This is a genomic window from Acidimangrovimonas sediminis (assembly GCF_002871005.1).
Classification (GTDB): Bacteria; Pseudomonadota; Alphaproteobacteria; order Rhodobacterales; family Rhodobacteraceae; genus Acidimangrovimonas; species Acidimangrovimonas sediminis.
The window spans coordinates 1-26,642 of the sequence record NZ_PHSN01000009.1 but is presented as its reverse complement, the minus strand read 5'-3'; the positions used below and the strand labels follow the sequence as shown (position 1 = coordinate 26,642).

Below are 26,642 nucleotides of genomic sequence, written 5' to 3'. Positions count from 1 at the left end.
CGCCGCGCGTTGCGGTGAGGTCGCGGCGGCCTGCCCGGGGCGCGACATGTTGGGAGTATACCCGAAGGCCGGCTTGGGGCACACTCGGCGCGACAGCCGCCGAGGAGCCCGAGATGACCGATCAGACCCTTCCCCCGAAAAGCGCCGTCGCAGAGGTGCCCGCCGCCTCTGCCGAAGAGGCGCTGGCGCATTTCAGCCGCCGGCTGAGCTTTGAGACCGATTGCGACGACACCCATGGGGCGCTGCGCTCCGGCCGGGTGGATTTCGTGCTGCTCGACGTGCGCGCGCCCGACCGCTATGCCCGCGGCCACGTGCCCGGCGCGATCAACCTGCCGCGTGGCAAGATGACCGAGCGCCGGATGAGCCAGTGGCCCGACGACACGCTGTTCGTCGTCTATTGCGCCGGGCCGCATTGCAACGGCGCCAACAAGGCGGCGGTGGTGCTGGCGCGGCAGGGCCGCCCGGTGAAGGAGATGATCGGCGGCATCACCGGCTGGCTGGACGAGGGCTTCGCGCTGACCGAGGGCAGCGAGCCCGGCGGTTTCGATCAGGAGGCGCCGCAAGATGCTCCCCAGACCGCATCGCAGGGCGCGGTCTGACCCCCGGCCTCATCCCGTCGCCAGCAGCGCCTTCTTCAGCCGTCCGTGCACGCCCTTCTCCTGGTTCACCGACTGGGTGACCGCGAAGTCGGCGGCCAGCGAGCAAAGCTGATAGGCCTCAGTCTCGGTGATCCCGGTGCGTTCGCGGATCATGGCGATCATCTGCCTGAGCGCGATCTGCAACGCGCTGTCGAGGCTGGGGTGAAACCCCATCGAGATGATCTCCTCAGCCGTTTCCGCGCGCGGAAGGTCGATCGGGGCGTCGCGGATCAGGTCGAAGCGGAAGGTCCCGGTCAGCGAGGTTTCCAGCGCGGTGATGCAGACCTCGCCGTCGCCCTGGCAACCGTGCCCGTCGCCACAGGAAAACAGTGCGCCTTCGGCATGGACGGGAAGGTAGAGCGTGGCGCCCTCGGTCAGCAGCTTCAGGTCGAGATTGCCGCCATGCAGCCGCGGCTGGATCGAGGTGATCTCGCCCCACCGGGGTGGCGGGGCCACCCCCATCACCCCGAAGAACGGCGCCAGCGGCAGGGTTGCGCCCCAGGGCAGGCGGCAGGTCATCGCGGCGCGGTCGATCGGGATCAGCGTGGTCGTCGTGTCCGAGACCGGGAATTCGCCGGGCAGCGTGCCGGCGGTGGGCCGGACCACGTTGTAGCCCCAGTCGGCCCCCAGCGCGATCCGCTCGATCCCGATCTTCAGGACATCGCCGGCGCGCGCGCCCCGCACAGCCACCGGCCCGGTCAGCAGGTGGGCCGTTCCCGGCAGGTCGGCGGCGAGGATGTCGCGATGCGCCTGTGCCACCGCGTGGCCCGAGCCATCGGGTGGCAGCACCGCCGCGCGCCCCGAGAAGGTCTCGATCGTCACCCGATCGCCGGGGTCGATGGTCAGGACGGGCGGGTGATCCGCGCTGAACCGGCCCCAGTGGGCGGTCTCGGGCGTGGCGGCGAGATGGTGATCCTTGTGGTGATCCTTGTGGTGATCTTTCATGGGCGGCCCCCTTCGATGCGGGGCCGAGTGTCGGCCCGCGGCGGGCGGGGCGCAAGGGGAGGGATGAAACGGCCGGGCGGATCGGGCAGGCAGGGGTACGAGGGCGGGGCGCACAAGGGTGCAGGGCGGACGGGCGCGGGGCGGACGGGCAGGACGGCGCAGTACGGCGGCGGTGCGGCGCTTTCGCCGCGGCCGGTTCAGCCCTTGTCCGCGAGGAAGGCCTCGAAGGCGCTCAGCGTGCGGTGCGACACGTGGTGCTCGATCCCTTCGGCGTCGACCTCGGCCGTGGTGCGCGGCACGCCCACGGCCACCAGCAGGTCGACGACGGTGCGGTGCCGCGCGCGCACGCTGTCGGCCAGCGCCGCCCCGGCCTCGGTCAGGAAGACCCCGCGATAGGGGCGCGAGGTGGCCAGCCCCTCGCGTTTCAGCCGGGCGATCGCCTTGGTCGCCGTGGGGTGGGCCACACCCATGCGCTCGGCGATGTCGGCGACGCGGGCCTCGCCATGCACGGCGATCAGGTCTCCGATCATCTCGGCGTAATCCTCGAGCACGGCCTTGGCCTGGGCTTCGCGGGCGCGGGCGAATCGACCCGCCTGTTCCGACGGCGGCGCCTCTTCGGTCGGGATCTCGTGGTCGGTCATGGGGCCCTCCCGGTCGGGGCAGATCGCCCCCGGCAACAGTTTCGCGCCCCCTGGCGGCCGCCGCGGGGGGTGTAGAGGCATAGCATGCTGAAATGCGGGAAATCAATATAGCCGTGGGTAAATCTTGCTCCGCCGCTTGCGTGGTCAAGGGGCCGTCCGGACAGAACGGGCGCGGGACCGGGAGGCTCGGAGGGGCGCGCGGGAGAGGGGGCGGGGGACGCCCTTTGCGTTGTCGCGCGGCGTGGCGCAAGGTTTGTCCCGATCACGGTTTCGTTCGTAGGTCGGCCCCCAAGTTATGGCCCCTTGTACTGAATGTAGCCAAGGCTATATTCCGGTGTCGATGCATCAACAGAAAGCCCGTGGACAGACATGACCAGCACCGAACGCACCCGCCTCGGGATGAGCGCCGTCCTGTCGGGGGAGCGGCGGGGCATCCTTGGCCGGCTTCTCTTCGTGGGGCCGGCGGTGATTGCCTCGATCGCCTATGTCGACCCGGGGAATTACGCGACCAACATCCAGGCCGGGGCGGGCTATGGCTACGCGCTTCTTTGGGTGGTGCTGCTGGCGAACCTGATCGCCATGCTGTTCCAGGGCCTGTCGGCGCGGCTGGGCATCGTGACGGGCAAGAACCTTGCCGAGATGTCGCGCGACAGCTTTCCGCGGCCGGTCGTCTGGGCGATGTGGGCGGTGAGCGAGGTCGCGGCCATGGCCACCGACCTGGCCGAGTTCCTGGGCGGCGCGATCGGCCTTGCGCTCTTGTTCAACCTGCCGCTGGCCTGGGGCATGGTGGTGACGGCGATCGTCACCTACGGCATCCTCTATTTCGAACGCCGGGGCTTTCGCCCGATGGAGCTTATCATCGGCACGATGGTGGGCATCATCGGGCTTTGCTACCTGGTCGAGGTGCTGATCGCGCCGGTCGACTGGGGCGGGGCCGCGGCCGGGCTGACCACCCCCGGCCTGCCGGATGCGACGGCGCTGACCATCGCCGTGGGGATCATCGGCGCGACCGTGATGCCGCATGCCATCTACCTGCATTCCGGATTGACCCAGGCCCGCACCACCATCCGCAACGAGACCGAGCGGCGCAAGGTCGTGCGCTATTCCAACGTCGAGGTGGTGCTGGCGCTGGCGGTCGCGGGCATGGTCAACATGGCGATGGTGATGATGGCGGCCTCGGCCTTCCACCAGGGCCACAGCGAGGTGGCCGAGATCGAGACGGCCTATCACACGCTGACCCCGCTGCTCGGGGCGGCGGCGGCCTCTGTCTTCCTGGTCTCGCTGATCACCTCGGGGATCTCGTCCTCGGTCGTGGGCACGATGGCGGGGCAGATGATCATGCAGGGGTTCCTGCATTTCAGCGTTCCGATCTGGCTGCGGCGGCTGATCACCATGGTGCCCGCCTTCGCGGTGGTGGCAGCGGGCTACAACGCGACCGACGCGCTGGTGATGAGCCAGGTCGTGCTGTCGATCGCGCTGCCCGTGCCGATGGTGGCGCTGATCATCTTCACCTCGCGCCGCGACGTGATGGGCGGCTACGCGACCGGCCCGGCGACCCGCACCGCGGCCATCGTCGGCGCGGCGCTGGTGCTGGCGCTGAATTTCGTGCTGCTGGCCCAGACCTTCGGCCTGCCGATCCCGTTTCTGGCGGGCTGAGCGCCGGCCCGGCGGGGGTAAGGGGGCAAGGGCGGAAGCGAGGGGCCAGCCCCTCGCGCTCCCCGGGATATTTCCGCTCAGAAGAAGGGGATACGGGCGTCAGCCCTGCGGCAGGAGCGATGTGACCATCGCGCGGAAGGCCTGCAGGCCCGCCGGTTCGCGGAACACCGCCGCGTTGGTGGCGCCGGCCATCTTGCGCTCGGCCCAGCCGATGACATAGGCGCAGTCGTGCCCTTCGAGGAAGGGGTTGGCGCCGATCACGGCCTGGCCGACCACCCCTACGAGCGGCGTTGCCGGGTCGGCGCCGAGCACGTCGCTGGCGCCCTGCATGCCCAGGAAATGCGCAAGGTAGAGCCGCCCCGCGGTAATCCTGTGGCCGCGGGCGCGCAGGTAGGTTTCGCCTTCCCGGGCGAGCAGGATCACCATCTGGCGTGCGATCGCCGGGTCCTTGCGCATCTCGAGCAGCTGGTCCGGCGTGTGGTCGACCACCAGGTCGGGGCGGTAGGTGCGCATCATCCTGAGCCAGGTGGCGTTGATGAACTGGCCGGCGCCGGTCGCTGAGGAGAGCGGGTTGCGGGCATCCGCCGCGCCGCCGCTCTCGACCTTGATGATCCGGTCGACCAGCCGGGTGACCGCCGCGTCCTCCTCGCCCGCGGTGACCGCGGCGCTGGCGGCGCCAAGACCGGGGCCGTTTACTGGGCCAGTAACTGGGCCGAGGCTGCCCCCCTTGTCGCGCGACTTGCCGTAGCAGGTGTAATCCTGTCCGGGGCCCGGCTTGTAGATGAAGCAGTCGAAGGTGACGTTTGCCCCCTTGATCGCGACGTAGAGCACCTGGTCGAGGCCGGGCGGCGCAGTGCCGGGGTCGGGCAGGTAGAGGACGGTCATGCGGTCGCCCGGCGCCGCGTCGGCGTCGAGGTCGTGCGCCTCGGACATCAACATGATGATCTGCCCGACCAGCGACGAGGGGATCCCGTCCCGCAGCGCCGCGCTGTAGAAGGCGTCGAGAACGCGGTACTGGCGCTGCGGCTCGCGGGGGCGGGTCGCGTGGGCGAAGAGATCGTCCTGCACCCAGGCGTCGGCGGCGGCGACGATCGGCCCCAGCGTGCCGGGGGCCGTGTCCGGCAACGGATCGGGTCGCTGGTCAGATAGCGGGTCGGATGGCGGGTCGGATGGTGGGTCGGCCCGGGCGAGCGAGCCGATATAGCCATGATCCGCCCGGTAGAGCGAGATCTGCCGGAACGACAGTCCGCCGTCCGGCAGGGGCACGCCGCGCAGGGCCAGCACCTCGCCCGCGGTCAGTGTCCGCACGTCGAATTGCGCCTGCGCGGCCTCCGCGAGGTCGCGGGCCTCGTCGTCGGGCAGTCGGTTCTCGCGCAGGATGTCGATCAGCGGCCGGTCCGAGGTGAGGCGCACGACAAGATCGCGGGTCGGGCTTTGGCGTCGGTCGGCGGGGGTCACCTCGGCGCCCGAGCTGTCGTCGGGCGGCGGGGGGGCGGCGGCGCGGCCCGGCACATCGGGGGCGGTGCCCGGCGACACATCAGGGGCGTTGCCGGCGCCGGCCCCCTGCAGGCCCTTGCGCTGCGCCTGGAAGACGGCGAAATCCTCCTGGCTCGAGGGCAGGGTGGTGATCAGCTCCTGCTGGCCCGAGATCATGACGTCCTGCACCAGCTCGAGGTTGCCCGCCGCGCGATCGGGCGAGAGCCGCTCGGGCCGGGGAATGGTGCGGCGCACCGAGGGTGTCGGAGCCGCGCCGCCGGTGCCGCCCAGGTGAAGGATCAGCGGATCCCCTGGCAGGCTGACGAAGCCCGAGAGGACCTCTTGCCCACCGGTCCGGACCGCGACCAGCCGGTCGCTGCCGGCGGTGGGGGTGACGGCCGCGCGAGGGGCGCCGAAATGCCACTTGTCGCGGGTCAGCCAGGCCCCGGCCCCCAAGCCTGCGCACACGAGTACCGCGGTGGCCAGCCCCAGCACCAGCCGGGTGCTGCGCGCCTTGCGCCGGCGTCGGGCGGCGGCCGCCTTGGCGGCGGCAAAGCGGGGATCGGGCGGGGCCTCCATCTCGTCGCGGGTCACGCGCCCTCCCGGTCAGAAGCTGGGCATCAGGCCGCCCTTGCGCTTGATCCGGCGGCCTCCGCTGTCGGCCGGTGCCGCGGGCGCGGGTTTGGGCGTCGAGACGCTGCGGGTCGGGGTGCTGGTGCGCGCGGGGGCGGTGTTGCGCGCGGGGGCGCTGACCTTGGTTTCACAGACCTGCCCGTCGGTGGACATCAACTGACCGAGGATCTCGGGCGTCGGGTCGAGATTGTCGGCGGGCAGGTTGCGGGACTTCAGGAAATCCGCCAGCGCGCCGCGGGAGCCGGGGCCGAAATCGCCATCGATCGCGCCGAGATAGCAGTTGACGCGCTTGAGCTCGGTCTGGATCGCGCGGTCGAGCGCGTCGCCCTCGAGAAGCGGCACGCGGGTGCCGTCGGGCAGGACCTGGGTGCCCTGCGGGGCAAGCGTGTCGGGGGTGGCGGGGGCCGCGGGCGGCGGTGCCGGAAGCGCGGCGAGGTGGACACCATCGGGGCTGGCGGGCGTGCTGGACGCCGGGGCGGAGTTCTGCGCCAGCGCCGGCAGTTGGCTGTAATCCGGGGGCGGGGCGGCGTCGGCCTTCGGCGCGGCATCCTTGCGCGGCGCCGAGAGCTTCGGCCCCGGTGCAAGTGCGGCGACCTGGGTGTCGTTGCCTTGCTGCGCGCCCATATGCGGCGCGCTGTCAGCGCCAGGGGCCGTAGGGGCCGGGCCCGATAGGGCGACGCCTGCGTCCGGCGCGGGGGCCTCCGGAGCCTTGGTGTCTGCGGCCTTGGTGTCTGCTGCCGTGGTTTCAGGCGCCTTGGTTTCAGACGTCTTGGTTTGGGGGGCCTCGGCTTGGGGGGGCGCCAGCATCAGCAGCGGGCCCGCACCGGCGGCGGGGGCTGGTGCGGGTTTCGGCGTGGCCGCGGGCGGGGCGGGCACGAGGGAAAATCCCGCGGGCAGGGCCCCGGTGACTTGCGGTGTCTGCCGCCCTGCGGTGGCGGCGGCGGTGTCGCGGCCGATCCAGCGGAGCACCGTCGCCACCGGCTGGCCGGGCATCGGCAGGTAGGTGAGCAGCGACAGCGTGAAGGGGGAGTAGGCGCCCCTTGGTGTCACCGCCGCCTTGTCCGCCGCGGCCGCCGTGACGACAATCACCGGCAGCCCCTCGGGCAGGGCGGAACGCGCGAGGCCCGGCCCCGCCGCGCCGTCGGGGGCCGGCCCCTGGCCCGCGTCCACCAGCACCATCAGCGGGCGGCCGGGCTTGCCAAGCGCGCGGGCGATCCCCGAGACCGTCAGCCCCCGGGCCAGCGCCTTGCCCTTGCCCGCGTCGACCGGGAGCAGCCAGCTCTTGCCGCCGACCCGCGCACCGTGACCCGAGAAGTAGACCACCAGCGCCTCGGCCCCGTCCGACGCCGCCTTGAACCGTTCGAGCGCGAGGGCCATCTGCGCCGCGTCGAGATCGCCGTAGCTGGTGACCTCGTAGCCCATGGATTTCATGAGCTCGCCCATCGACCAGGCATCCGCCGCAGGCGCCTTGAGTGCAGGAAGATCCTTGTACCCCGCCTCGCCGATCACCAGTGCCATCGGCTTTGCCGCAAGCGCCTGGGGCAGCAGCGCGAGCCCGAGTGCGACCCCGGCCGCCGTCCCCAGCGCGCGCAGACCGGCGCCGCCCGTCAGGCGGGCGGGCGCGGGGCGGGGCGCCCGAAAGGGGCGCGAAGCGGGGCGGCCGTCAGCCATCGGCGCCGTCCTCCTTGCGGGCGAAGCGCGGGGCCCCGTGCCGGACCGTTCCGTCACGGGGGCGTGAGGGCACCATAGCGAAGGCGCGCACGGCAGGCGAGGGGGCGCGGCTCATGGCTTGGCCGCTTTCGGGGCGGCCGTGTCCTGCAGGCCAGACCCGGCGGGGGACGCCCCGGTTCCGGCCCCCGCCCCGGGCTGGCGCAGGAAGAAGGTCCAGCTTTCGGCGGAGTGGGTGTCGACCTCGTGGAACCGCGCGGCGATGGTGCCGCGCTGCCAGCAATCGCCGATGCCCGAGATCGAGAACTTGGCGGCGCCCACGCACATCTCGGTCCGGCCGTCGAGCAGCGGCTTGCCGAAGACGTCGGTGGCGTAAAGGTAGACGAAGCGGTTCTGCAGCGCCCCCTTGATGACCCGGGCGCATTGGTTGGTGCCGATGGTCCACCAGCCGTCGGTGCGGAAGCCGCCGCCGGGATCGCGGCCGACGGCCAGGTTCACCACGTCGAAGGACCGGTTGCATACGACGAAATCGGCCCGGGCGGGGGCGGCCGCCGCCAGCCAAGACGCCAGTGTCGCCACCAGCATCGCCGCCAGCCTACCGGGGGCAGGCACGGCACTCTGCGCCGGTGCCGCGCGGCGAAGGCGGGCGGCGCGATGGCGGGCGGGGCCGTGCATGCCACGGCACGGTCCGATGATGTCACCCGAGCGCATAGGTGAAGCGGCCTTCCTCCCCGAGGGTGATTTCAACGCGCGCAAGCTCGGATCCGTCCAGCGTATGGGTCAGCACCGCGCGGCTGAGTTCCGGCAGCAGGGTGTTGGTCAGGATGTTGTCGATCATCCGGCCGCCGGAATCCGGATCCTGGCACTGGGAGACGATGTGGTCGACCACCGCGTCGGAATAGGTCATCGCCGCCTTGTGGTTCTGCTTCACGCGGCTGACGATCCCGTCGATCTTGAGCCGTGCGATCTTTGCCAGCACGTCCGGCGCCAGCGGGAAGTAGGGGATCGTCACCGTCCGCCCGATCAGCGCCGGCGGGAAGACGTCGAGGAGGTAGGGCCGCAGCGCCTCGTTCAGGGCCTCCGGGTCGGGCCTGGTCTCGCCGCCCTCGGCCATCTGCATGATCACCTCGGTGCCGACGTTCGAGGTCAGCAGGATCACGGTGTTCTTGAAGTCGATCTTGCGACCCGAGCCGTCCTCCATGATCCCCTTGTCGAAGACCTGGAAGAAAAGTTCGTGCACGTCGGGGTGGGCCTTTTCCACCTCGTCGAGGAGGACGACGGAATAGGGCTTGCGCCGGACCTGCTCGGTCAACCGGCCGCCCTCGCCATAGCCCACGTAGCCGGGTGGCGCGCCCTTGAGGAGCGAGACGGTGTGGGCCTCCTGGAATTCCGACATGTTGATGGTGATGACGTTCTGTTCGCCGCCGTAGATCGCGTCGGCCAGCGCCAGCGCCGTTTCGGTCTTGCCGACGCCGGAAGGACCGCAGAGCATGAAGACGCCGATCGGCTTGTTGGGGTTGTCGAGACGGGCGCGGTTGGTCTCGATCCTGCGGGCGATCTGGGCGAGACCGTGGTCCTGGCCGACGACGCGGGCCTTGAGGATCTCGGGCAGCTTCAGGATCGCCTGCACCTCGTCGGTGACCATGCGTCCCACGGGGATGCCGGTCCAGTCGCTGACGACGGAGGCGACCGATTGTTCGTCGACATGGGCATAAATCATGCGGTCGTCGGGTTTCAGCGTGGCAAGCTCCCGCACCCTGGCGGTGAGTTCGGCGCGAAGCTTGTCCTCGTCGAGCGGCGGGGCTTCTGCTGTTGCCTCCGCGGTGGCCGCCGCCGGGGCCTCCTCGGACGCCGCCGTTCCGGCGGGCGTCTCCTCGGCCCCGGCCGGCACCGCACCGGCAGCTTCCTCGATCGCGGCGACCGCGGCCTCGACCGCGGCGGCCCGGCCCGAGGGCATGGCGGTGGCTGCGGGCGCGGCGGTGGTCGCACCGCCCGCCGCAAGCGCCGCACGCATCTCGATGATCTCGTCGACCAGCGCCTTCTCGGCGGCATAATCGGCCTCGAGCATGGCAAGCGTCGCCTCTTCGGTCGCCAGCGCCTCGTCGATCTCGTCGATCCGGGCCGCGTTCACCTCGCCCAGGTCGGCCTGTCGTTCCTTCGCCACGCGCTCGGTGTTCAGCGCGGCGATGCGGGCACGGGTGTCCTCCAGCGTGGCAGGGGTGGTGGCCTGGCTGATCGCCACCCGCGCCGCCGCCGTATCGAGCAGCGAGACCGCCTTGTCCGGCAGCTGCCGCGCCGGGATGTAGCGCGCCGACAGCGTGACTGCGGCGACGATCGCCTCGTCCGAGATCCGCACGCGGTGATGCGCCTCCATCGGGCCCATGATGCCGCGCAGCATGGTGCAGGCGCGGTCGATCGAGGGTTCGTCGACGTTGATCGGCTGGAAGCGCCGGGTCATCGCCGGGTCCTTCTCGAAATACTTGGCGTATTCCATCCAGGTGGTGGCGCCGATGGTGCGCAGGGTGCCGCGCGCCAACGCGGGTTTCAGCAGGTTCGCCGCGTCGTTCGTGCCCGCGTTGCCGCCCGCGCCCATCAGTGTATGAATCTCGTCGATGAAGAGGATGATCGGCGTCGGGCTTTGCTGAACCTCGTCGATGACGGAACGCAGGCGCTGTTCGAACTCGCCCTTCATCGAGGCGCCGGCAGTCAGAAGACCCATGTCCAGCATCATCAGCCGGTTGCCCCGAAGCTGCGGCGGCACGTCGCCGGCCGCAAGGCGTTGCGCGAAGCCCTCGACCACCGCGGTCTTGCCGACCCCGGCCTCACCCGTGAGGATCGGGTTGTTCTGGCGCCGGCGCATCAGGATGTCGACGATCTGGCGGATCTCGTCGTCGCGTCCGACGATCGGGTCCATCCTGCCGGAACTCGCCTGCTCCGTCATGTCCACCGCGAAACGGCCCAATGGGGTGGCGCCCCGCGCGCCGCCTTCCTCGCCATCGCCGGCCGAGGTGGCCGGCCCGATGCCCGAGCCGTCCATCGGGCGCATGTCCTCCTCGTCCGAGGCGGCCCAGAGACGGCCCGACCCGGCAGTCAGCGCCTCGACGTCGATCTCGGCGAAGACCTTCGACAGGGCCAGCATCTGCTCGCGCAGCTCCTTGCCCTTGAGCGCCGCGACGAGGAGGTGGCCGGAGCGGATCTGCGCCTCGCCGAAAAGCAGGGTGGCGTAGTGCCAGCCGCGGTCCAGCAGGTCGGTCACGCCGGAGGAGATGCCCGGCATCTCGGTGACGTTCTTGCGCAGCCCCTCGACCGCGCGCTGAAGGTCGGCCAGAAGGCGCGCCCGGTCGCCCCCGGTCTGGATCAGCGTGACCGAGATATCCGAACGCTCGTTCGAGACGATGTGGAACAGCCAGTGCGACAGTTCGAGGTGGCGGTTGCCCTCGTTCTTGGCGTGACGCAGGGCCTGCATGAAGGCGTCATAGCCGAGACGGTTGAGCTTGCCGGCGACGGTTTCGAGGCTGATGTCAGTCATGGTCACTATCCCTGTCGTCCTTGGAAATATCGTCAATCACGTCGTGGCCGTTCTGTTGCGGCGCCTGCGGGCTGTCCGGCGCTGCCGCCGTGCCCGGCATCGGGGCGAGGAGGGTGGGTGCGGGCCGACCGGGCAGGGGGCGGAGAGGGACAACCACGTCCGCCGCCTCCGGTCCGGCTGCCGCCTCCGGTCCGGTTACCGACGGCTCAGGGGCGGGCGGCTCAGAGGCGGGCGGCTCAGGGGCGGGCGGCTCGGGATCGGTCTGCGGTGCATCGGATGGCGCGGCGGTGGATGACCCGGTGGCCAGGGTCTTTGCGGTCAGGGTCTCCGCGGCCAGGGTCTCCGCCCCTGCACCGGCCATGCCCGCCTCCGTCCGATCGCCTTCGGCGTTGTCGGGCTTTGCGCCGCCGGTTTCTGCACGTTCGGTCTCCGCACGCTCGGGCGGGGCGCCGCTGTTGGCCTCCGGCGCGCCGCCCGAATGCCGCGTGACGGAGGCCGCGGGGATCCGGTCCTCGCGCGCGGCGAAGGTGGCGGCGACGACATAGCCGTCGGCATCCGGCGCCTCGCCTTCGGGGTCGGGGGCGGACCAGGCGGTCCAGCCAAGCTGACCGACCCGGCCGAGCTGCGCTGCTGGCCGCACCACGCGGGGCAGCTTCAGCACCACGTCGACGTCGGTCAACGTCCCGGTGTAGAGCGTCACGAGATCGACGATCTGGCGAAATCGCGGCGCCCCCGGCAGGAATTCCTGGTATTCCTCTACCGTGCGGGCACGGATGGTCAGGCTGATCTTGTCATTGATCGACTGGACCCGCGATCCCAGGTGGCTGCTTTGTCCCAGCACCGCCTTGGCGCCGCCCAGCCGGGTCAGGTCCTGCGGCTCGAACTCCAGCCAGCTAGCCACGCGTTCGCGGATCTCGAGGTCGACGCCCATGAGGCCGCGTAGCACCTGCTGAAGGCGGCGCGCGCTTTTCACCCGGCTGCCCAGCAGCCCGGCAAAGCGCAATTTGGCGATGTCGGGCAGGCTGTCGCGGTCGCGCAGGGCGGGGGTGCCCAACCCCGCCGCGCTGCCGACCCAGGCGCGGAAGCGGTCCTCGTCGGGCCGCGCCATCTGTACGATCGGCCGGGCATCGGCCCAGGCGCGGTAGAAAAGCTGTGCGAAACGGTCGAGGAAGATGTCGGCGAAACGGGCGAAGCTGTCGTCGTTGGCGCTGGCCCAGCGGAACGCCTCTATCGTGGTGGTCAGCGGCAGCGCCCCCTGCGGGCCGAAGAAGCCGAGGAACTGCTCGCGCAGGCGGGCGCGGTCCTCGGGGGTGCGCTGTTCGAAGCGGGTGACGTTGGCCGTGGGAAAGGCAAGGTACGGATCCTGCCCGATCGACACGATCTCCTGCGCCAGAACCTCGGCCTGGCCGATGCGCGGCTTGTCGGGTGCCGATTTCTCGAGCGTCCAGAGGAGCGCGAGGAAGTCGAACTTCCACGGGTCGTCTTCGAGTTGCCGGCGCAGGCTTTTCATCCGATGCGCCTCCCGCGGGCGGCGCCGGCGCTGCGCGCTTTTTTCCGTCGTGTCTGCGTCTGCCTCCCCCCATGGCGCCGCGCCTCACAAGACCGGGCCGGTGCCCGAGCGGGGCGGCCAGCGCATCACCTCGCCCCGGGTGGCCGAGGTGATCACGGTCTCGGTGAAGCTGTTGAGATGGGCGTAATCGGCGAAGAACCGGTCGAGCACGGCGCCCAGCAGCGCGATCCCCGCGCCCTCGAAAGCGCGTTCGTCCAGCGTCACCGTCACCTCCGTTCCGCGGGCCGCGTGATAGCCGTCGGGGCGCCGGATCGACCGGGTCACGGGCCGCGAACGGACGCCGGTGATGCCGCGCACCTGCCGCTCGGTCACCGCGTCCGAGAGGTCGGCAAAAAGCGCCATCACCTCGCGCAGGCCCCCCGCCGGATCGGAGGGGTGGCGGTCCTGCAGGCCGAACTGGTTGAAGGCGAGGAAGTTGATCAGACGCCACTGGCGCTCGCCCATGCCGCCGGTGCGCGGGTTCGGCCGCTCGGCCTCGAGGATCGAGGCGCGCGGCGGGGTGGGCCCGGCGACACAGCTGAGGCCCACCTGCACGTCGTCGCTGAGCCGGAAGTCGACATTGGCCTTGCCGATCGGCAGGTGCATCGTCAGGTGCCGGTTGGAACACAGCGCCCGCGCCTGAAGCCGTTCCACCCGCTCGGCCGCGTCGAGGCCCGCGGGTTCGTGCAGCGCAATCAGCGTCTCGGTGCCGATGTAATCGCCGGCGGAACCGAAGCGCCTCTCGCGTTCGCTCAGTCGGCGCGGCCGGCGCCGCAGCGCGTAGTAAAGCGCGTCCTGCGGCCGCTCGTTGCTCGCGGGCAGCGAATAGACCGGGTTCACCGTCACCTTCTTGCGCACGCCCGCATAATGGCCCGAAACCTCGATCATCCGGTTGATCTCGTAGTTCACGGCGGGGCTCGATTCCGGCACGACGAGGAATTCCGAATGGCCGGGGCCCACGCTGACAGGGGTGCAGCGCTCCTCGAACAGGTTGACCGCCGGCACGGTGAAGAGGTTGAAGTTCTGCGGTGACAGCACCGGCCCGAGGCGCGGATGCACCCGGTCGAATTCGAAGATCAGGTCGACCGCCTGCGCCGGGATCCGTGGCAGCAGCTTCTGCAGGCCGGTAAGGCGGAAGCCCATGAACTTCTGCGGCAGGATGGTGAATTCGCGCAGCAGCGAAAACCCCGAGAACAACTCCTCGTCCTCTGGGAACAGCATCTCCTCGGGGTCGAAGCCCACCTGCTCCACCATGCCGGGGGGGATGGGCAGGAAAACGGGGGTGTTCTGGGCATCGAGGTAGCGCGCGGTTATCCTGATGCAATTGTTGAAGATCTGCTCGTAAAGCAATGAAAGATCGGCAGGAAGTCCGCTGAGCATGATCGGCAGGCGATCCGCCGACACGGCCGAGAGCGGCGCGGGTTTCGCCCCGGCAGCGGGCTCGTCCGGGAGCGGCTGGGCCGAGGTCGCGATGTGCCGTGCCAGCCGCAAGCGCAGGCCGCCCGCGGTCTGCGGCAGCACGTCGAGGCCCAGCGTCTGCAACGGCCCCGGCCCGGCGTGATAGCTTGCCCGATCGAGGGCCAGCGGCCACAATTCCAGCGGCGCCGACAGGCGGAACCGGCACGACACGCGCTGGTCGCGCTCGACATAATTCGCGTCCAGATAGGCGCCGGGATCGAACCGGTGCCCGGTGACCAGATCGGGCCGCGCGAAATCGGGATGCGCGCGCACCAGCATCGCCGCCGGGGTGGGGGCAAGGTAGTTGGGCAGCAGCTGGTCGATCAGCGCAGTGGTGAAATTCGCGTATTCCGATTGCTGCTTGACCTGCACCCGTGCGGCCAGGAACGCCGCCCCCTCCAGCAGCCCGGCGATGCCGGGATCCAGGCGTTCCTCGGTCAGGCCGCCCAGCCGTTCGGCGATGCCGGGGTAATCCTCGGCGAATTCCTTCGCCCGCTCGTAGAGGATCGAAAGCTCGCGGTTGTAGGCGGTCAGGAATTCGCGGTTCATCGGTGAAGCGCCGTCTTCGAGACCGAAACCTCGCCCGAGCCGACGTCGATCTCGGCCACGAATTCCAGCGGCACGTCGACGGGGCGGCAGGCCATCTCGGCCTTGACCTGAAGCGACACGCGCTGGCGCGTCTCGTCGTAGCCCTCGTTCAGCACGACATGGATGGTCGCGCCGATCAGCCGCGGCTCGTGATCGAGGAGGGCGCGGCGCAGGTCTCCCGCAAGGTCCATCCCGGTAAGCTTCTCATAGGTCAGGTGGCTGAGGTCGTTGAGGCCGAAGTTCAGCACCGACTTGCGCACCCGGTCGAAATCGTCGAGCGGCGTGGCCGAGGCCAGGTTCACGGTGTTCGCCAGATGCCCGAGGTCGATGTCGAGATTGGCCTTCAGCTGCTCTTCGCTGGCGCCGCGCCGCCGCAGCGCGCCACGGTCGTTCAGCACCCGGGCGTCGTCGGCGGTCCGCTCGTCGATCTCGCGCCGCGCGTCGCGGGCCCGGAACGCGTCGCGGAACGCGTACATGAGCGGCACTTGCAGCGGCTTCTTGCGGGGCGCGATGGTCCCGCCGGATCGGGAGGGGTGCGTGGTCTTTGCCATGGTTCCGAGCGGCGCTCCGGGGCCGGGGCCGAAAGTGGACAGGGCGGGCCCGGCCCGCCCTGACGCATGAGGGTGTCTCTCCGCAGGAAGGCGGGGCGTCGGGCGCCGCCTCAGGCGGACTTGTTGGTGCCGATGTCGTAGCTGACCGGGATCTTGGTGCCTTCCTTGCCCTTGGCGTCCTGGGGCGTGTAGGTCATCGTGAACTTCTTGAAGTTGAACGAGATGCTCTCGATCACCCGGTCCGACCCGTCGGCGGCGCCGCCGGTCTGGTAGGACGAGATCACCACCTGTTCGAAATCGATCTGCAGATACTGCAGGAAGTTGTTGGCCTCACCCGATTTCTCGAGGAAGAGCGTGGCCTTGTCCAGGTGCGTCCCGGTGCAGCAGCACGAGACGAGACGCGGCGTCGCCTTGTCGGTGTACTTGCTGAACGACATGTCCTGGACGTTGACCTTGCCGCCGCCCGAACCTTGGCCCAGCTGGCCCGTGCCGGCGTTGGACAGCCCCCACGACCAGCTCAGCACGTCGATCTGATCCTTGTGCTTGTCGTTGATGGATTCACCGGTGACGGTGTCGATCTTCAGGAACGCAGAAACAGCCATATCGCTAACTCCTCATGGCATGATGTTGATGATTTTCTTGTTTATTGTGCTCATCTCATTCCGAGGGCAGCCGGGACACCAGGCTCATCCCGATGTCCATGCCCTCGAGTTGATAGTGCGGTCTGAGCAGGAACCGCCCCATGTAGTACCCCGGGTTCTCCGTATCCTCGATGATCTCGACCTTGGCCGCGGCAAGCGGCAGCTTGGCCTTCGCCTCCTCGCTGGCGTTGGCGGGATCGCCGTGGACGTACTGGTTGATCCAGGATTGCAGCTCGCCCTCGAGCTGGTCCTTCTCCTTCGACGACCCGATCTGGTCGCGCACCATGACCTTGAGGTAATGGGCGAAGCGCGAGATCGCGAACATGTAGGGCAGGCGCGAGGACAGGTTGTCCGACGCCGTCGCCTCGTCGTCGACGAATTTCTTCGGCTTGTAGAGCGACTGGGCGCCGATGAAGGCCGCCTTGTCGCTGTTCTTGCGGTGCACCAGGCTGATCAGCCCCGATTTCGACAACTCGCCCTCGCGCCGGTCCGAGATCGCGATCTCGGTCGGACACTTGAGGTCGATCGAGCCGTCGTCGGTGGGGAAGGTGTGGGTCGGCAGGTTCATCACCTCGCCGCCCGATTGCACGCCGCGGATCCGCACGGTCCAGCCGTATTCCTTGTGCGCCTGGGCGATGTTCGCCGCCATCGCATAGGCCGCGTTCATCCAGGCGTATTTCTCGCCGGTGTGGCCGTCGGTCTGCTCTTCGAAGTTGAAGGCCTCGACCGGCAGGGTGTTCTGGCCATAGGGCTCGCGCGCCAGGACGCGGGGCATGCACAGGCCGATGTAACGCGAGATCTCGCTGTCGCGCAGGCCCTTCCAGGCGGCGTAATCCGGCGTCTCGAATATCGTGGTAAGGTCGTTCGGATTGCCCAGCTCGTTCCAGCTGTCCATGCCCAGAAGGCCGGGCGCGGCCGAGGCGAAGAACGGCGAGAGAGAGGCCTCGGCGATCTTGCCGAGATCGCGCAGCACCCGCACGTCGGCCGGCGAATGGTCGAAGTAGAAATCGCCCACGAGCGCGCCGAAGGGTTCGCCACCAAGCTGGCCGAACTCGGCTTCGTAGATCTTCTTGAACAGCGGCGACTGGTCCCATTTCGCGCCCGGGTAGGAGCGCAGCTCACGCTCCAGCTCCTTCTTGGACACGTTCATGACGCGCACCTTCATGGTGGCATCGGGTTCCGAGTTGTTGACGCAATAGGCCAGCCCGCGCCACGCACTCTCGACCTCCTGAAACGCCGGGGCGTGCAGGATCTCGTTCATCTGCGCGGTCAGCTTCTCGTCGAGCTTGGCGATCATCTCGTCGACCGTGTCGAGGATGTCGTCCTTGACCACGGATCCGTCGGCGAGCGCCTCCCTGACCAGCGTGGTCACCGCGTTCTCGACCTCGGTCTGCGCGGTCTCGCTGCGCGGCTTGAAATTCTGCTTGAGCAGCGAGGAAAACTCCTCGAGTTCCCCGAGCCCGGCGTCCGCCACCCCAGTCTGCTGTGCTTCCGTTGCCATCCCTGAAGGCCTTTCGTTGTTCCCCGGGGCGCGCGTCCACGAACCCGGACGACGTTATCCCGCTCGCGCCTCAGGCGCCGTCACTTCCCCCGCGGCACGCCACGCGCCGCCATTGTCCCCGGAACGGCGCCCCGGGGCGCCATCCTCGTCGCGCAGCACCTTCAGGCGCTGTCGCCGTCCTTGTCAGCCGCATCGCCGGTTTGCGACGACAGCATCGCCATCAGCTTGTCATCCGACAGAAGCTTGTTGAGCATCTCCTGCGCACCGGCCTTGCCGTTCATGTAGCGTTGTAGGTTGGCCAGCTGGCTGCGCGCTTCCAGAAGCTTCCTGAGCGCGGGCACCTGGCGCGCGATCTCGCCGGGGTCGAGGTCGTTCATGCTCTTGAAGGTCAGCTTCACCGAGAGGTTCTCGTCCTCGGCGCCCGAAAGCTTGTTCTTGACGGTCATGCTCACTGCCGGTTCGACGCTGGACATGAAGTCGTCGAAGTTCTCGGTGTCGACATTGGTGAAGTCGCGTTCGGCGATCTTCGGCTTTTCCTTGTCCGACGCATTGCCGGACAGGTCGGACATAACGCCCATCACGAACGGCAGTTCGACATTCTGCGTGGAGTCGTAGGGATCGGCATAGGCGATCTGAACCCGAGGGGGGCGATTGCGCTTAATGAATTTGCTTCCCGAGTTCGACATCGCTCAATTTCCCCAGAAATTCTGAATATGTCGCCAGCCAAAGGCCGGGCTTCTCAATCATGAGGCGAAGTCTGCATCGCTCACATTTTTCTGTCCACACTTGATTTCACCGCCCGAACACTTTTTCCGGAGCGATGATGCGGGTCAGGCATAGGGATCGGGCGGCGGCGGCGGGATCAGGTCCGCGATGATCGCCGAGAAGTCGCGGCTGAGGTATGTCTTGGCGCGAAACAGCAGCACGGGGATCGGGCTGGAGGGTTCGACCTGGCGGAAGAAGGCCTCGACCGCCGACATCAGCTGCTGGGCATGGTCGCGGCTGGTGACCTGCGGGGCGTCGGCGGCCGCCTCTCCGTCGGGGTCGCCGAAATCAAGCTCGGAGAGCTCGCTCATGCGGTCCATGCCGATGACGAAGCCGGTGTCGGCGCCGAAGTCGATACGCGCCTCCAGCGCCTTCTCGGGCAGCAGCAGGCGCAGTGCCTCGACCAGCGGGCGGCCGATCAGCTGGCGCGACTGGTGCACGAGGAAGAGCGCGGGCGACGAGGGCTCGCGCCGCACGAAATAGGCCTCTACCGCGTCGAGGGCGGCGGCGGCGGCGGCGTGGCTGGCCACCGGTCCGGGCGGCGGCGCGGCGGCTGCTGCGGGGGGCGCCGGGGTGGGCGCCGCCCCCTCGTCACCGCCTGCGGCGGCCTTCTCGTCCGTCTCCGTGGCGGGGGCGAGGCTGGCGCCGCCGAGGTCGGGACGCATCTCGGAAAGCAGGGACAGAAGCGAGGAGAGCGTGGCCTCCAGATTGTCGAGGGTCGGGCCGAACGGGTTGCGGTCGGCGGTGAAGCAGGCCGTCTTGATCTTCTTGACCGCGTTCGCCGCGTCGGTCAGGCGGGCATGCGCGGCCTCCACCGCGGCGGCATTCTCGGCCGCCTTGAAGGCGTTCGACAGGGTCGAGGGATCGCCGCGCACCTCTTCGCCGCGGGGCGGACGCTGGCCGGTGGCGACGGCATAGGCGTTGAAGCTGACCTCGCCCGCGCGGCGGTCGCGAAAGAGGGGGGCGTATTCCAGCGGCAGGGCCACCGTCGCCCGGGTGTCGAGCATCTCGATCGCGTTGCGCCGGTCGGTGGCATCCTCGTCGGTGCCGGGATGCACCTCGGCGGGCCAGTTGTCGAGCAGCGCAGCCATCGTGCAGAGGCAGTCGACGAATCCCGTCAGGTCGGCGCAGAGTATGTTGAACTGCGCCGCGAGCGACAGGAGCCGGAGATCGCGCGACCGGCCGAGCAGCGCGTCGAGCTCCGTGCGCTCGGCCTTCAGGTCGATCGTCTTGCGGTCGAACGCGTCGCCCGTGGCATCGAAGTAGCGTTCCGGAAGGCGGGCGAGCGCCTCGAAATAATAATCGAGGAAGGCATCGTCGTCGGCGGCCTCAAGGTCCGGGCCGCAGGGCGCGTCCTCCGACAGGGGTGTCAGCAGCGTGTCGAGATACATGAGTGCCGGGGTCCCCAGAAGTGCCGGACGATGACCGTGGCCGAAGGATGGCAGAGGGCGGACGCCAAATCAACTCTTGTTCATCAGGTCGCGATCTTCAGGGGAATCTCGTGCAACCAGAGGGTTGTATCACGAAGTTGAGGTGATGCGTGAACTGCGGTTCAGCGGTCGGTCTTGCGCGTGCCCTGATCGTAGGCTTCGGCGAAGTAGGTCAGGAACAGGTCGAGCATCCCGTTCTCGTAGGGATGGGTCATCGCGTCCCAGCGCTCGACGAAAAGTTCCCACGCTCGGCCCTTGCGGGAGCCGAGCATGGAGCCACCGATCTTCTTCTCGATCGCCTCGGGCGCGATCTCGGCAAGCAGCCGGGCCAGCGCCGGCTGGATCGCGGCATGCACCGCGTACTGGTGTTTCTTGACGTCGTCGAACCCGTCGCGAAAGGCAGCCGGGCCCCGCTGGAACCCGGGCATGGGCTTGCCGAACATCGCGTCGAGCCGTTCCTCCGGGGTAGGGATGAACTTCATCGGGTTGTTGTCTTCGGCGCCGATCATGGTGCGCGAGCCGGAGCGTACAGATTGCTTGGTCGCGGCGCGGGCGCGCAGCAGTCCGGAAAGCTCGTCCGAGGCGATCCGAAGCGCGCGGCCGATGTCGCGCGCCGTCTGGGCCGGGTCGCCGGCGAGGAAGGTCTGCGGCGGCAGGCCCGCGCCCTCGGCCACCAGTTGCAGGAAGGCCGCGGCGCCTTCGGCCCCGCCCTGGGCCGCGGGGTGGGATGGCCGGCCCTGCGGGGGTTGCGGTGCCGGCGGGATGGCGACCGGCGGCTGCGAGAATTGCTGCCCCGAGAACGAGGCGCCTTCGGGCGCGCCGCCGTGACCCGGCGGCGTGGTCTGCGGTGCAGCGGGCGGGGGCGGCGCGAAGGAGGGCTGTTGCGCGGCGGGCGCCTCGCCGCCCCAGATGTCATGCATCACAGGCGGCATTGCCGAGGGCGGAGGGGCGCCCATGCCGGCGGCCGGCCCCGCGCGCATGGCTGCCGCGTCGCCAAGCGCCACCGAAATCAGGTACTGCCCGACCTGTAGCCGGTCGCCGGGTTCCAGGCGGTGCGGGCTGCGCACCCGGATCGAGGCCCCGTTGACGAAGGTGCCGTTGGTAGAGGTGTCGACGAGCATGTAGGCGCCACGGTCGAACCGGACCTCGAAGTGACGCGAGGAGATGAAGCGCTGGTCGTCGGGCAGGGTCCAGTCCATCGTGGGATCGCGCCCCACCTCGAAGCCGCGGCCCGAGATCTGGAAGCTGAGCGGCCCGCCGTCGGCGAGGTGGTCGAAATTCTCGATGCGCAGCGTCAGGGTCATCTTCGGTCCGGGTGGTCGGCGGGCGGCCTTGGCGGCCCGTCGGGAAAAAGAGCGGCGGAGCCGGGTCTTGCGGTCCCGGAGTTTAGGGGCGGTCTGGGGCGCGATGCAAGCGCCCGCAGGCGGTATCGCGGGCGGGCGGATCAGAGCAGGGCCGGGGCGGGGGCGGTGTCAGCCGCCCTCGGCCAGGGTGCGGGCCATGCGGGCGAAGCGGGCAAGCATCGCGGGGCGGCCCGGCCGGTCCACCCGTGCAAGCGCCGAGAGGACCGCCGCGTTGATCGCCCGCGGGCAAAGGTGCGGCGGCACCGGCACCGCGGGCTGGTCGGCCGGCGTCATGCTGCCCGAGGACCAGCCCGCGGCCAGCGCGATCCAGACGCCGGGGGTCTTGGCCTCGCTCTCTCGCGCGGCTTCCAGCGCCGCGCCGCGGGTGCCGTCGCCCGGCTCGGCCACCCAGGCGGCGGCAAGCTCCATCAGGGCAAGGTCGCGCGGGGTCATCCGGTCGGCCAGTTGGCGCAGGCATTCGTGCCCCCACCAGATCGCCAGCCGCCGTTCCAGCGCGAAGGCGGCGAAGGTCAGCGCCTCCTCCGGGGTGGCCGAGGCCGCGAGCGCCGCGAGAAAGTCGAGCGGCGGGCGGTTTTCGCACGGCGCGGTCAGGTCCGCCGCGATCTCGGGGAAGGCGGCGTAGACTTCGGTCGCCGAAGCGAAGGGCAGGGTGGTGGGCAGGGCGGCGCCGTTCACTCCCGCCTCCCACGCCGAGCGTCGCGCCGGCATTTTCCCTCGTCCGGTCCGTGGCGGCCACGGCCATGGGCGCGGTGCGCCGCGACCCGGCCCGCGCGGCGCCGCATGTCGGCCGGCATGCCGGCCTCTGTACCGGCCTGCAGATCGGCCCATCCCGCTGTCATAGCTGCTCCTTCGTCCCTCGCATCCCCGGCCGGCCCGGCGGTTCCCGGCCGCGCCTTCCTCCCCAGTCCACGGCCCCGATCCGCACCCGATCCGCCGCCGTGGTCCAAGGCCACGGGGCCGCGGCGCGGATCAGTTGATCTGCACCAACGGCGCCTTGATATCCAGCATCCCCGAGGCGCCATGCTTGGCGGTCACGCCGTTGGTCTGCAGGTTCATCGTCTCGACCTTCACGTTGGTCATGTCGAGGGTCACCTTGGAGCTGCCGATCGACAGTTCGATCTTGGAGCCGTCCATCATCAGCTTGCTCTGCCCCACGGTCAGCTCGATCTTGTCCTTGGCGTCGATCGTGTAGACCTTGCCGACCTCGGTCGACTTGTTCTCGCCGACCGTCTGGCTGCGGTTCTTCTTGACCTCGACCGTCTCGTCGTTCTCGACCGTCACCTCGTGGTCGTGCTGGGCGTGCATGCGGATCTTTTCCTGCCCGTCTGTGTCGATCATCACTAGCTCGTTGTAGCCGCCGCCGCCGACCGATTTCGACCTGATCCCGGCGGTGTTCTGTTCCGAGGGCAGGGCATAGGGCGGCATGTTCGCCTGGTTGTAGAGGCAGCCGACGACGACGGGGTGATCAGGGTCGCCCATCAGGAACTGCACGAGCACCTCCATCCCGACGCGGGGGATCTGGATGTTGCCCCAACCCGCGCCCGCCCAGGGCTGCACCACACGGCACCGCATGGAGCCGGAGCCCTCCAGATCCCAGGGGAACTGGACCAGGATCCGGCCGTACCTGTCGCAGTCGATCTCGTCCGAGCCGATCACCTTGGCGACCTGCGGGCCGGGGATCACCGCGCGGCGGGTGACCATCTGCGGCACCAGCGGCACCGACTTGGGCGCCATCTCGAACGCGCCGCGGTAGGGGTCGACACCGGCATCAGCCCCGTCCCCGCCGGTGCTGTAGCTCTGGGCGTCGTAGGCATGGTGGGCAGCCAGCACGACGAAATCCTTGCCGTCCACCGTAGTATCGCCGGTCCCCTCGATCGTCAGCACGGTGCCCGCGCCCGCACTCATCACGTCGCCCTCGGCGTAGTGGCGGTTGTCCTCGCCGCGCAGCTGCTTGAGGCGCAGCTTGGCGGTGTCGACGCCCTCGCCTGCATCGAGGTATCCACCGGGGTAGACGAAGCTTTCGATGTCGTTGTGGGCATAGCCCGCGTCGCCGGTCTGGCTTGCCTCGAGCGAGGTCGAGGGTTTCTCGAAATTGTAATCGGTCACCCTGACCCGGCCGCCGGTCAGCCGCCGGTCGTAGCGCCAGCTTTCGAAATGTTCCTTGTCTGCGTTGTGCTGGCGGGAACTGGCCTTAACCTCGCGCGTGCCCTCGGCTGTTTTGGAGCCGAAGCTCTCGCCCGTGAGCTTGATGCCGTGACTGCCGAGCGCATGGGTATGGTAGAAGTTGATCCCGAAGCGTTCCATCAGGCGGCGGATGAAGTCGAGGTCGCTCTCGCCATGCTGGACGACGTATTCCTGCGGGCCCTGCGCCAGGTCGCCCGGCGCGTCCTGCTCGGCCGACAGCCCGTGATCGCCCAGGACCTGGGTGATGATGTCGACCGGCGACTGGTCGTGAAAGATCCGCTGGTTGTAGCGCCGGCTCAGCATCCAGAGCTCGGGTTGCAGGGTCAGCATGTAGCCGCGCTTTCCCAGATGCGGGCCGAGCGCGGTCACATCCGTGAGAAGTCCATCGAAGTAGCGGGGCCCGTCGGCGATGGTGGTCAGCTCTACCGTGAAGTGTTTTCCGATCGCGGCATCGAGGTCGATCGAGCTTTTGTCCGTCAGCGCCTCGACCTCGAACCGGAAGAGATCGTTGACCGCCTCCGACCCGCGGAACTGGACGAGGACAAGGTCGTCCGGACCGAGCGGCGAGGCGGGGTGCAGCTTGCCCAGCCGTTCCTGTTGGGAAATCTCCGACATGGCATAAATCCTGTTTTTCTAGGGCCCTGTGCGGTGGCCGGCGTTCAAGAACGTCCATTCAATGGGCGCGAGCCTGCCATGCGCGCCTGTGTCGCGCAAGCATTTCGCGCCGCTGTCCCCGCCACCACCACCGCCGGTGGTCCCCGGCGTGGGGCGGCGGCAGGACGGGCGCGCGGCGGACGCGGCGGGGCGGTGGCGGCACGGTCCGGAAATCCGATGTGACAGGGGGACCACACCCGTGAGGCGATTTCTCTTCTCGCGGAAGATGACTCACTTTTCGTTGAAATTTTGTGAGTCGTTGCCCTAGTGTCCCCGCAAAAGTAATTTTCCGCCTGGGGAGGCTTTCATGGGTGACGGTATCGATCGGGTTCTGCCGCATGCGCAATTTCAGCAGGTGGCGGCCCGTCGGACGGGGCGCCGCGTGGCGCTTCTCGGAACGTCTGCCCTCGTCGCGGTCCTTTCTCTCTCAGGGCTTCCCGCGCTGGCGCAGAGCGCCGGCGGTGACGGTGGCGGCAGCTACCTGATCGGCAGCGGCGGGGCGGGCGGAACGCTGGCATCGCCGACCGGCGCGGATGGCAGCATCACGGGCAGCGGCGGCGGCGGCGGCGGCGGCCCGGACGGCACGGGCGGCACCGGCTCGAAATTCGGCGTCGGGCCCGGCAAGGGCGGCGATGGCGGCGATGGCGGCACCAGCACCACCAGCGCGACCGCGCCGGCCTCGGCCACCGCAGGCACCGACGGCAGCAACGGCGGAGACGGCACCAGCAGCAGCAGCGCCACGAACCTGGCGGGCGGCGGCGGCGGCGGTGGGGCCGGTGGCTACGGCCTGATCCTGAGCGGTACGGGCGAGACGCTGAGCGTTGATGCCACGGGCGGCAACGGTGGCAACGGCGGGTCGGGCGGGGCGCAGAACTCCGGCGGTGCCAGTGGCGACGGCGGCGACGGCGGCGATGGCGGCGGCGGCCTTCTGCTGCAGGGCACCAGTGTCACGGTCCGCGGCGCGGCCACGATCACCGGCGGCAACGGTGGCGACGGCGGCACAGGCGGCAGCGCGAGCATTGCGGGCAGCGGCGGCGATGGCGGCGCGGGCGGCAACGGCATCGAGGCGGGCACGGGGGCAACCGTGACCGTCGCGGGCACGGTGACCGGCGGCAACGGCGGCGCGGCCGGGGCCGTGGGCACGGGCTTTTTGGGCACGGCGGGGGCCACGGGGGCGGGTGGCTATGGCATCACCGGCACCGACCTCACCCTCGATCTGCAGTCCAGCGCGGTCGTCAGCGGCGGCATGGACGGCACGAACACCACCCAGGCGGCGGGGGTCTCGCTGTCGGGAACCTCGAACACCCTGACCTTCGCCAGCGGCGCCACGGTGAACGGCGGCGTCTCGGTCGCCGACAGCGGCGCGCTGACCGTCACCAGCGGTTCCGACCTGAGCGGCACCAACCTTGCTCTGGCAAACGGCTCTTCGGTGACGCTTCAGGGGGCGACGCTGGGCACGGTGAGCGTCACCGGCGACCCGACGTTCAACGTCGACGGGGCGAACACGACGGGCGCGATCTCTGGCACCGGCGATGTCGTCGTGCTGGGCGTGAACAATGCCGCGACCGACGTGCTGACGATGACCGGCAACAGCACCTACACCGGCCCGACGCAGGTGGGCGACGGCACCAACCTCGTGACGTTGAAGGCCGGGAATGCCGATGCCTTCAGCGCGTCGTCGGCGACCACGATCAACGCCAACGGTACGGTCGACCTCGGCGGTTACGACAACACGCTGTCGACCGTCACCGGCACCGGCACGATCACCAACTCCGGCACCGCGGATGCCACGCTGACGACGACCGGCACCTCGACCTTCGCGGGCACGATATCGGACGGCGGGACCAATACGACGGGGCTGACCGTCGGCTCCGGCACGCTGACCCTGACCGGCACGGCCAGCTACACCGGCCCCACCACAGTGGCCAGCGGCGGCCAGCTGGTGGCCGAGACCGGGCTGTCCTCGACCTCCGTCAACGTGGGCGATGGCAGTGGATCGGCCCCCTCGGACGCAGTGCTGACACTGGGCACCGGCGGCAGCCTGTCGTCGGGCAGCAACGTGTTTCTCCGCGACGGCACGCTGCGCACCACTGCGGACACCACGGTCACGGTGCTCAACCTCTCCACGTTGTCCAACCAGACGGGGCAGATCTCGGCCGCGACGGGTACGACACTCAATCTGAACGTGTCTGGCGCGCTTAACTCGACCACGGGTTCGGTTACCAACTACGGATCGTCCACCGACACCGGCACGGTGGTCGTGACGGTCAACGGGGCCTTGGGGTACGGGCTGAACCGTTCCGTCAACGTCGCCGGCGGTACGCTGGTCGCCGGAAACGCCTTCTTCGCAAGTTCCGCGCTCTACGCCAATGCGGGAGACAGCTCCGCCATCGACGGCACCTATGACCTCAACGGCTACAACTCGCCGATCGGCAACCTGACCGGCTCGGGTGTGATCACGAACAACGGCGCCTCCGCCGCGACCGTCTCGGTGAACCCGAACACGAGTTCGACCTTCACCGGCGTCATCCAGGACGGGGCCTCGGCCCTGTCGCTCACCAAGGGCGGTACGGGCACCGAGACGCTGAGCGGGGCGAACAGCTACACCGGCGCGACCTCGATCCCCGCGGGCACGCTGGCGCTTTCGGGCGGCAGCAGCATCGCGGCTTCCAGCGGCGTGTCGATCTCGGGCGGCAGCTTCGACATCAGCGGGACCACCTCGGGCGCGACCATCAACGCGCTGAGCGGGACCGGCGGGTCGGTCGTGCTGG

Annotated in this window: 18 protein-coding genes and 1 pseudogene; 3 read left to right on the top strand and 16 right to left on the bottom strand. The window is 69.5% G+C overall.

Features of this window, described 5'->3' with window-relative positions:
• The first annotated feature begins 113 nt into the window (after nt 1-113).
• The gene (locus CVV76_RS09915; RefSeq protein WP_102224493.1) at nt 114-599 is read left to right on the top strand and encodes a rhodanese-like domain-containing protein; all 486 of its coding nucleotides are present in this window, start codon (nt 114-116) and stop codon (nt 597-599) included.
• Nucleotides 600-608: 9 nt separating this feature from the next.
• On the opposite strand, the gene CVV76_RS09910 is transcribed toward CVV76_RS09915, so the two are convergent.
• Both CVV76_RS09910 and mntR read right to left on the bottom strand, forming a co-directional pair.
• Nucleotides 609-1,583, bottom strand: coding sequence for an acetamidase/formamidase family protein (locus tag CVV76_RS09910; RefSeq protein WP_102224492.1), 975 nt, complete (start codon nt 1,581-1,583; stop codon nt 609-611).
• A 197-nt stretch (nt 1,584-1,780) separates the two neighbouring features.
• Nucleotides 1,781-2,224, bottom strand: a complete 444-nt coding sequence (gene mntR, locus CVV76_RS09905) for a manganese-binding transcriptional regulator MntR (protein WP_102224491.1) — start codon at nt 2,222-2,224, stop codon at nt 1,781-1,783.
• A 369-nt stretch (nt 2,225-2,593) separates the two neighbouring features.
• Here mntR and CVV76_RS09900 point away from each other — a divergent pair, with 369 nt between their 5' ends.
• Nucleotides 2,594-3,880 carry an Nramp family divalent metal transporter gene (locus CVV76_RS09900; protein ID WP_102224490.1) on the top strand — a complete coding sequence of 429 codons (1,287 nt, stop codon included), beginning with the start codon at nt 2,594-2,596 and terminating at the stop codon, nt 3,878-3,880.
• A gap of 99 nt (nt 3,881-3,979) precedes the next feature.
• Here CVV76_RS09900 and CVV76_RS09895 read toward each other — a convergent pair whose 3' ends face one another.
• The 14 genes from CVV76_RS09895 to CVV76_RS09830 all read right to left on the bottom strand — a co-directional run bounded on the left by CVV76_RS09895 (nt 3,980) and on the right by CVV76_RS09830 (nt 23,832).
• Complete coding sequence (locus CVV76_RS09895; RefSeq protein WP_102224489.1) at nt 3,980-5,950, bottom strand: lysozyme family protein; 1,971 nt, start codon at nt 5,948-5,950, stop codon at nt 3,980-3,982.
• Nucleotides 5,951-5,962: 12 nt separating this feature from the next.
• Entirely contained in the window at nt 5,963-7,660 is a 1,698-nt protein-coding gene (locus tag CVV76_RS09890; RefSeq protein ID WP_102224488.1) for a caspase family protein, read from the bottom strand.
• Nucleotides 7,661-7,771: 111 nt separating this feature from the next.
• The gene (locus CVV76_RS09885) at nt 7,772-8,269 is read right to left on the bottom strand and encodes a DUF1036 domain-containing protein (RefSeq protein ID WP_199178557.1); all 498 of its coding nucleotides are present in this window, start codon (nt 8,267-8,269) and stop codon (nt 7,772-7,774) included.
• A gap of 85 nt (nt 8,270-8,354) precedes the next feature.
• Nucleotides 8,355-11,186 carry a type VI secretion system ATPase TssH gene (gene tssH / locus CVV76_RS09880; protein ID WP_102224487.1) on the bottom strand — a complete coding sequence of 944 codons (2,832 nt, stop codon included), beginning with the start codon at nt 11,184-11,186 and terminating at the stop codon, nt 8,355-8,357.
• Nucleotides 11,179-12,696: a type VI secretion system baseplate subunit TssG gene (gene tssG, locus CVV76_RS09875; RefSeq protein WP_102224486.1), complete on the bottom strand. Its 1,518-nt coding sequence runs from the start codon at nt 12,694-12,696 to the stop codon at nt 11,179-11,181. Before tssG ends, tssH begins: the two co-directional genes overlap by 8 nt.
• A gap of 84 nt (nt 12,697-12,780) precedes the next feature.
• Nucleotides 12,781-14,742 carry a type VI secretion system baseplate subunit TssF gene (gene tssF, locus CVV76_RS09870; protein WP_102224485.1) on the bottom strand — a complete coding sequence of 654 codons (1,962 nt, stop codon included), beginning with the start codon at nt 14,740-14,742 and terminating at the stop codon, nt 12,781-12,783.
• Complete coding sequence (locus CVV76_RS09865; protein ID WP_102224484.1) at nt 14,739-15,332, bottom strand: type VI secretion system baseplate subunit TssE; 594 nt, start codon at nt 15,330-15,332, stop codon at nt 14,739-14,741. Before CVV76_RS09865 ends, tssF begins: the two co-directional genes overlap by 4 nt.
• 110 nt (nt 15,333-15,442) lie before the next feature.
• Nucleotides 15,443-15,934 (bottom strand): Hcp family type VI secretion system effector, encoded by a 492-nt coding sequence (locus tag CVV76_RS09860; RefSeq protein ID WP_102224483.1) that lies wholly within the window; start codon nt 15,932-15,934, stop codon nt 15,443-15,445.
• A gap of 55 nt (nt 15,935-15,989) precedes the next feature.
• Nucleotides 15,990-17,474: a type VI secretion system contractile sheath large subunit gene (gene tssC / locus CVV76_RS09855; protein WP_102224482.1), complete on the bottom strand. Its 1,485-nt coding sequence runs from the start codon at nt 17,472-17,474 to the stop codon at nt 15,990-15,992.
• Nucleotides 17,475-17,635: 161 nt separating this feature from the next.
• Nucleotides 17,636-18,160, bottom strand: a complete 525-nt coding sequence (gene tssB, locus CVV76_RS09850; RefSeq protein WP_102224481.1) for a type VI secretion system contractile sheath small subunit — start codon at nt 18,158-18,160, stop codon at nt 17,636-17,638.
• 144 nt (nt 18,161-18,304) lie between these two features.
• On the bottom strand, nt 18,305-19,630 hold the full coding sequence (locus tag CVV76_RS09845; RefSeq protein WP_102224480.1) for a type VI secretion system protein TssA: 1,326 nt from the start codon (nt 19,628-19,630) through the stop codon (nt 18,305-18,307).
• A gap of 161 nt (nt 19,631-19,791) precedes the next feature.
• Nucleotides 19,792-20,973, bottom strand: a complete 1,182-nt coding sequence (gene tagH / locus CVV76_RS09840; RefSeq protein WP_102224479.1) for a type VI secretion system-associated FHA domain protein TagH — start codon at nt 20,971-20,973, stop codon at nt 19,792-19,794.
• A 168-nt stretch (nt 20,974-21,141) separates the two neighbouring features.
• Complete coding sequence (locus CVV76_RS09835) at nt 21,142-21,708, bottom strand: DUF6931 family protein (protein WP_146010282.1); 567 nt, start codon at nt 21,706-21,708, stop codon at nt 21,142-21,144.
• Between the two features lie 294 nt (nt 21,709-22,002).
• On the bottom strand, nt 22,003-23,832 hold the full coding sequence (locus CVV76_RS09830) for a type VI secretion system Vgr family protein (RefSeq protein ID WP_102224477.1): 1,830 nt from the start codon (nt 23,830-23,832) through the stop codon (nt 22,003-22,005).
• A gap of 346 nt (nt 23,833-24,178) precedes the next feature.
• On the opposite strand from CVV76_RS09830, the pseudogene CVV76_RS09820 reads away from it, so the two are divergent.
• Nucleotides 24,179-26,642, top strand: a pseudogene (locus tag CVV76_RS09820) (autotransporter-associated beta strand repeat-containing protein); the annotation flags it as partial.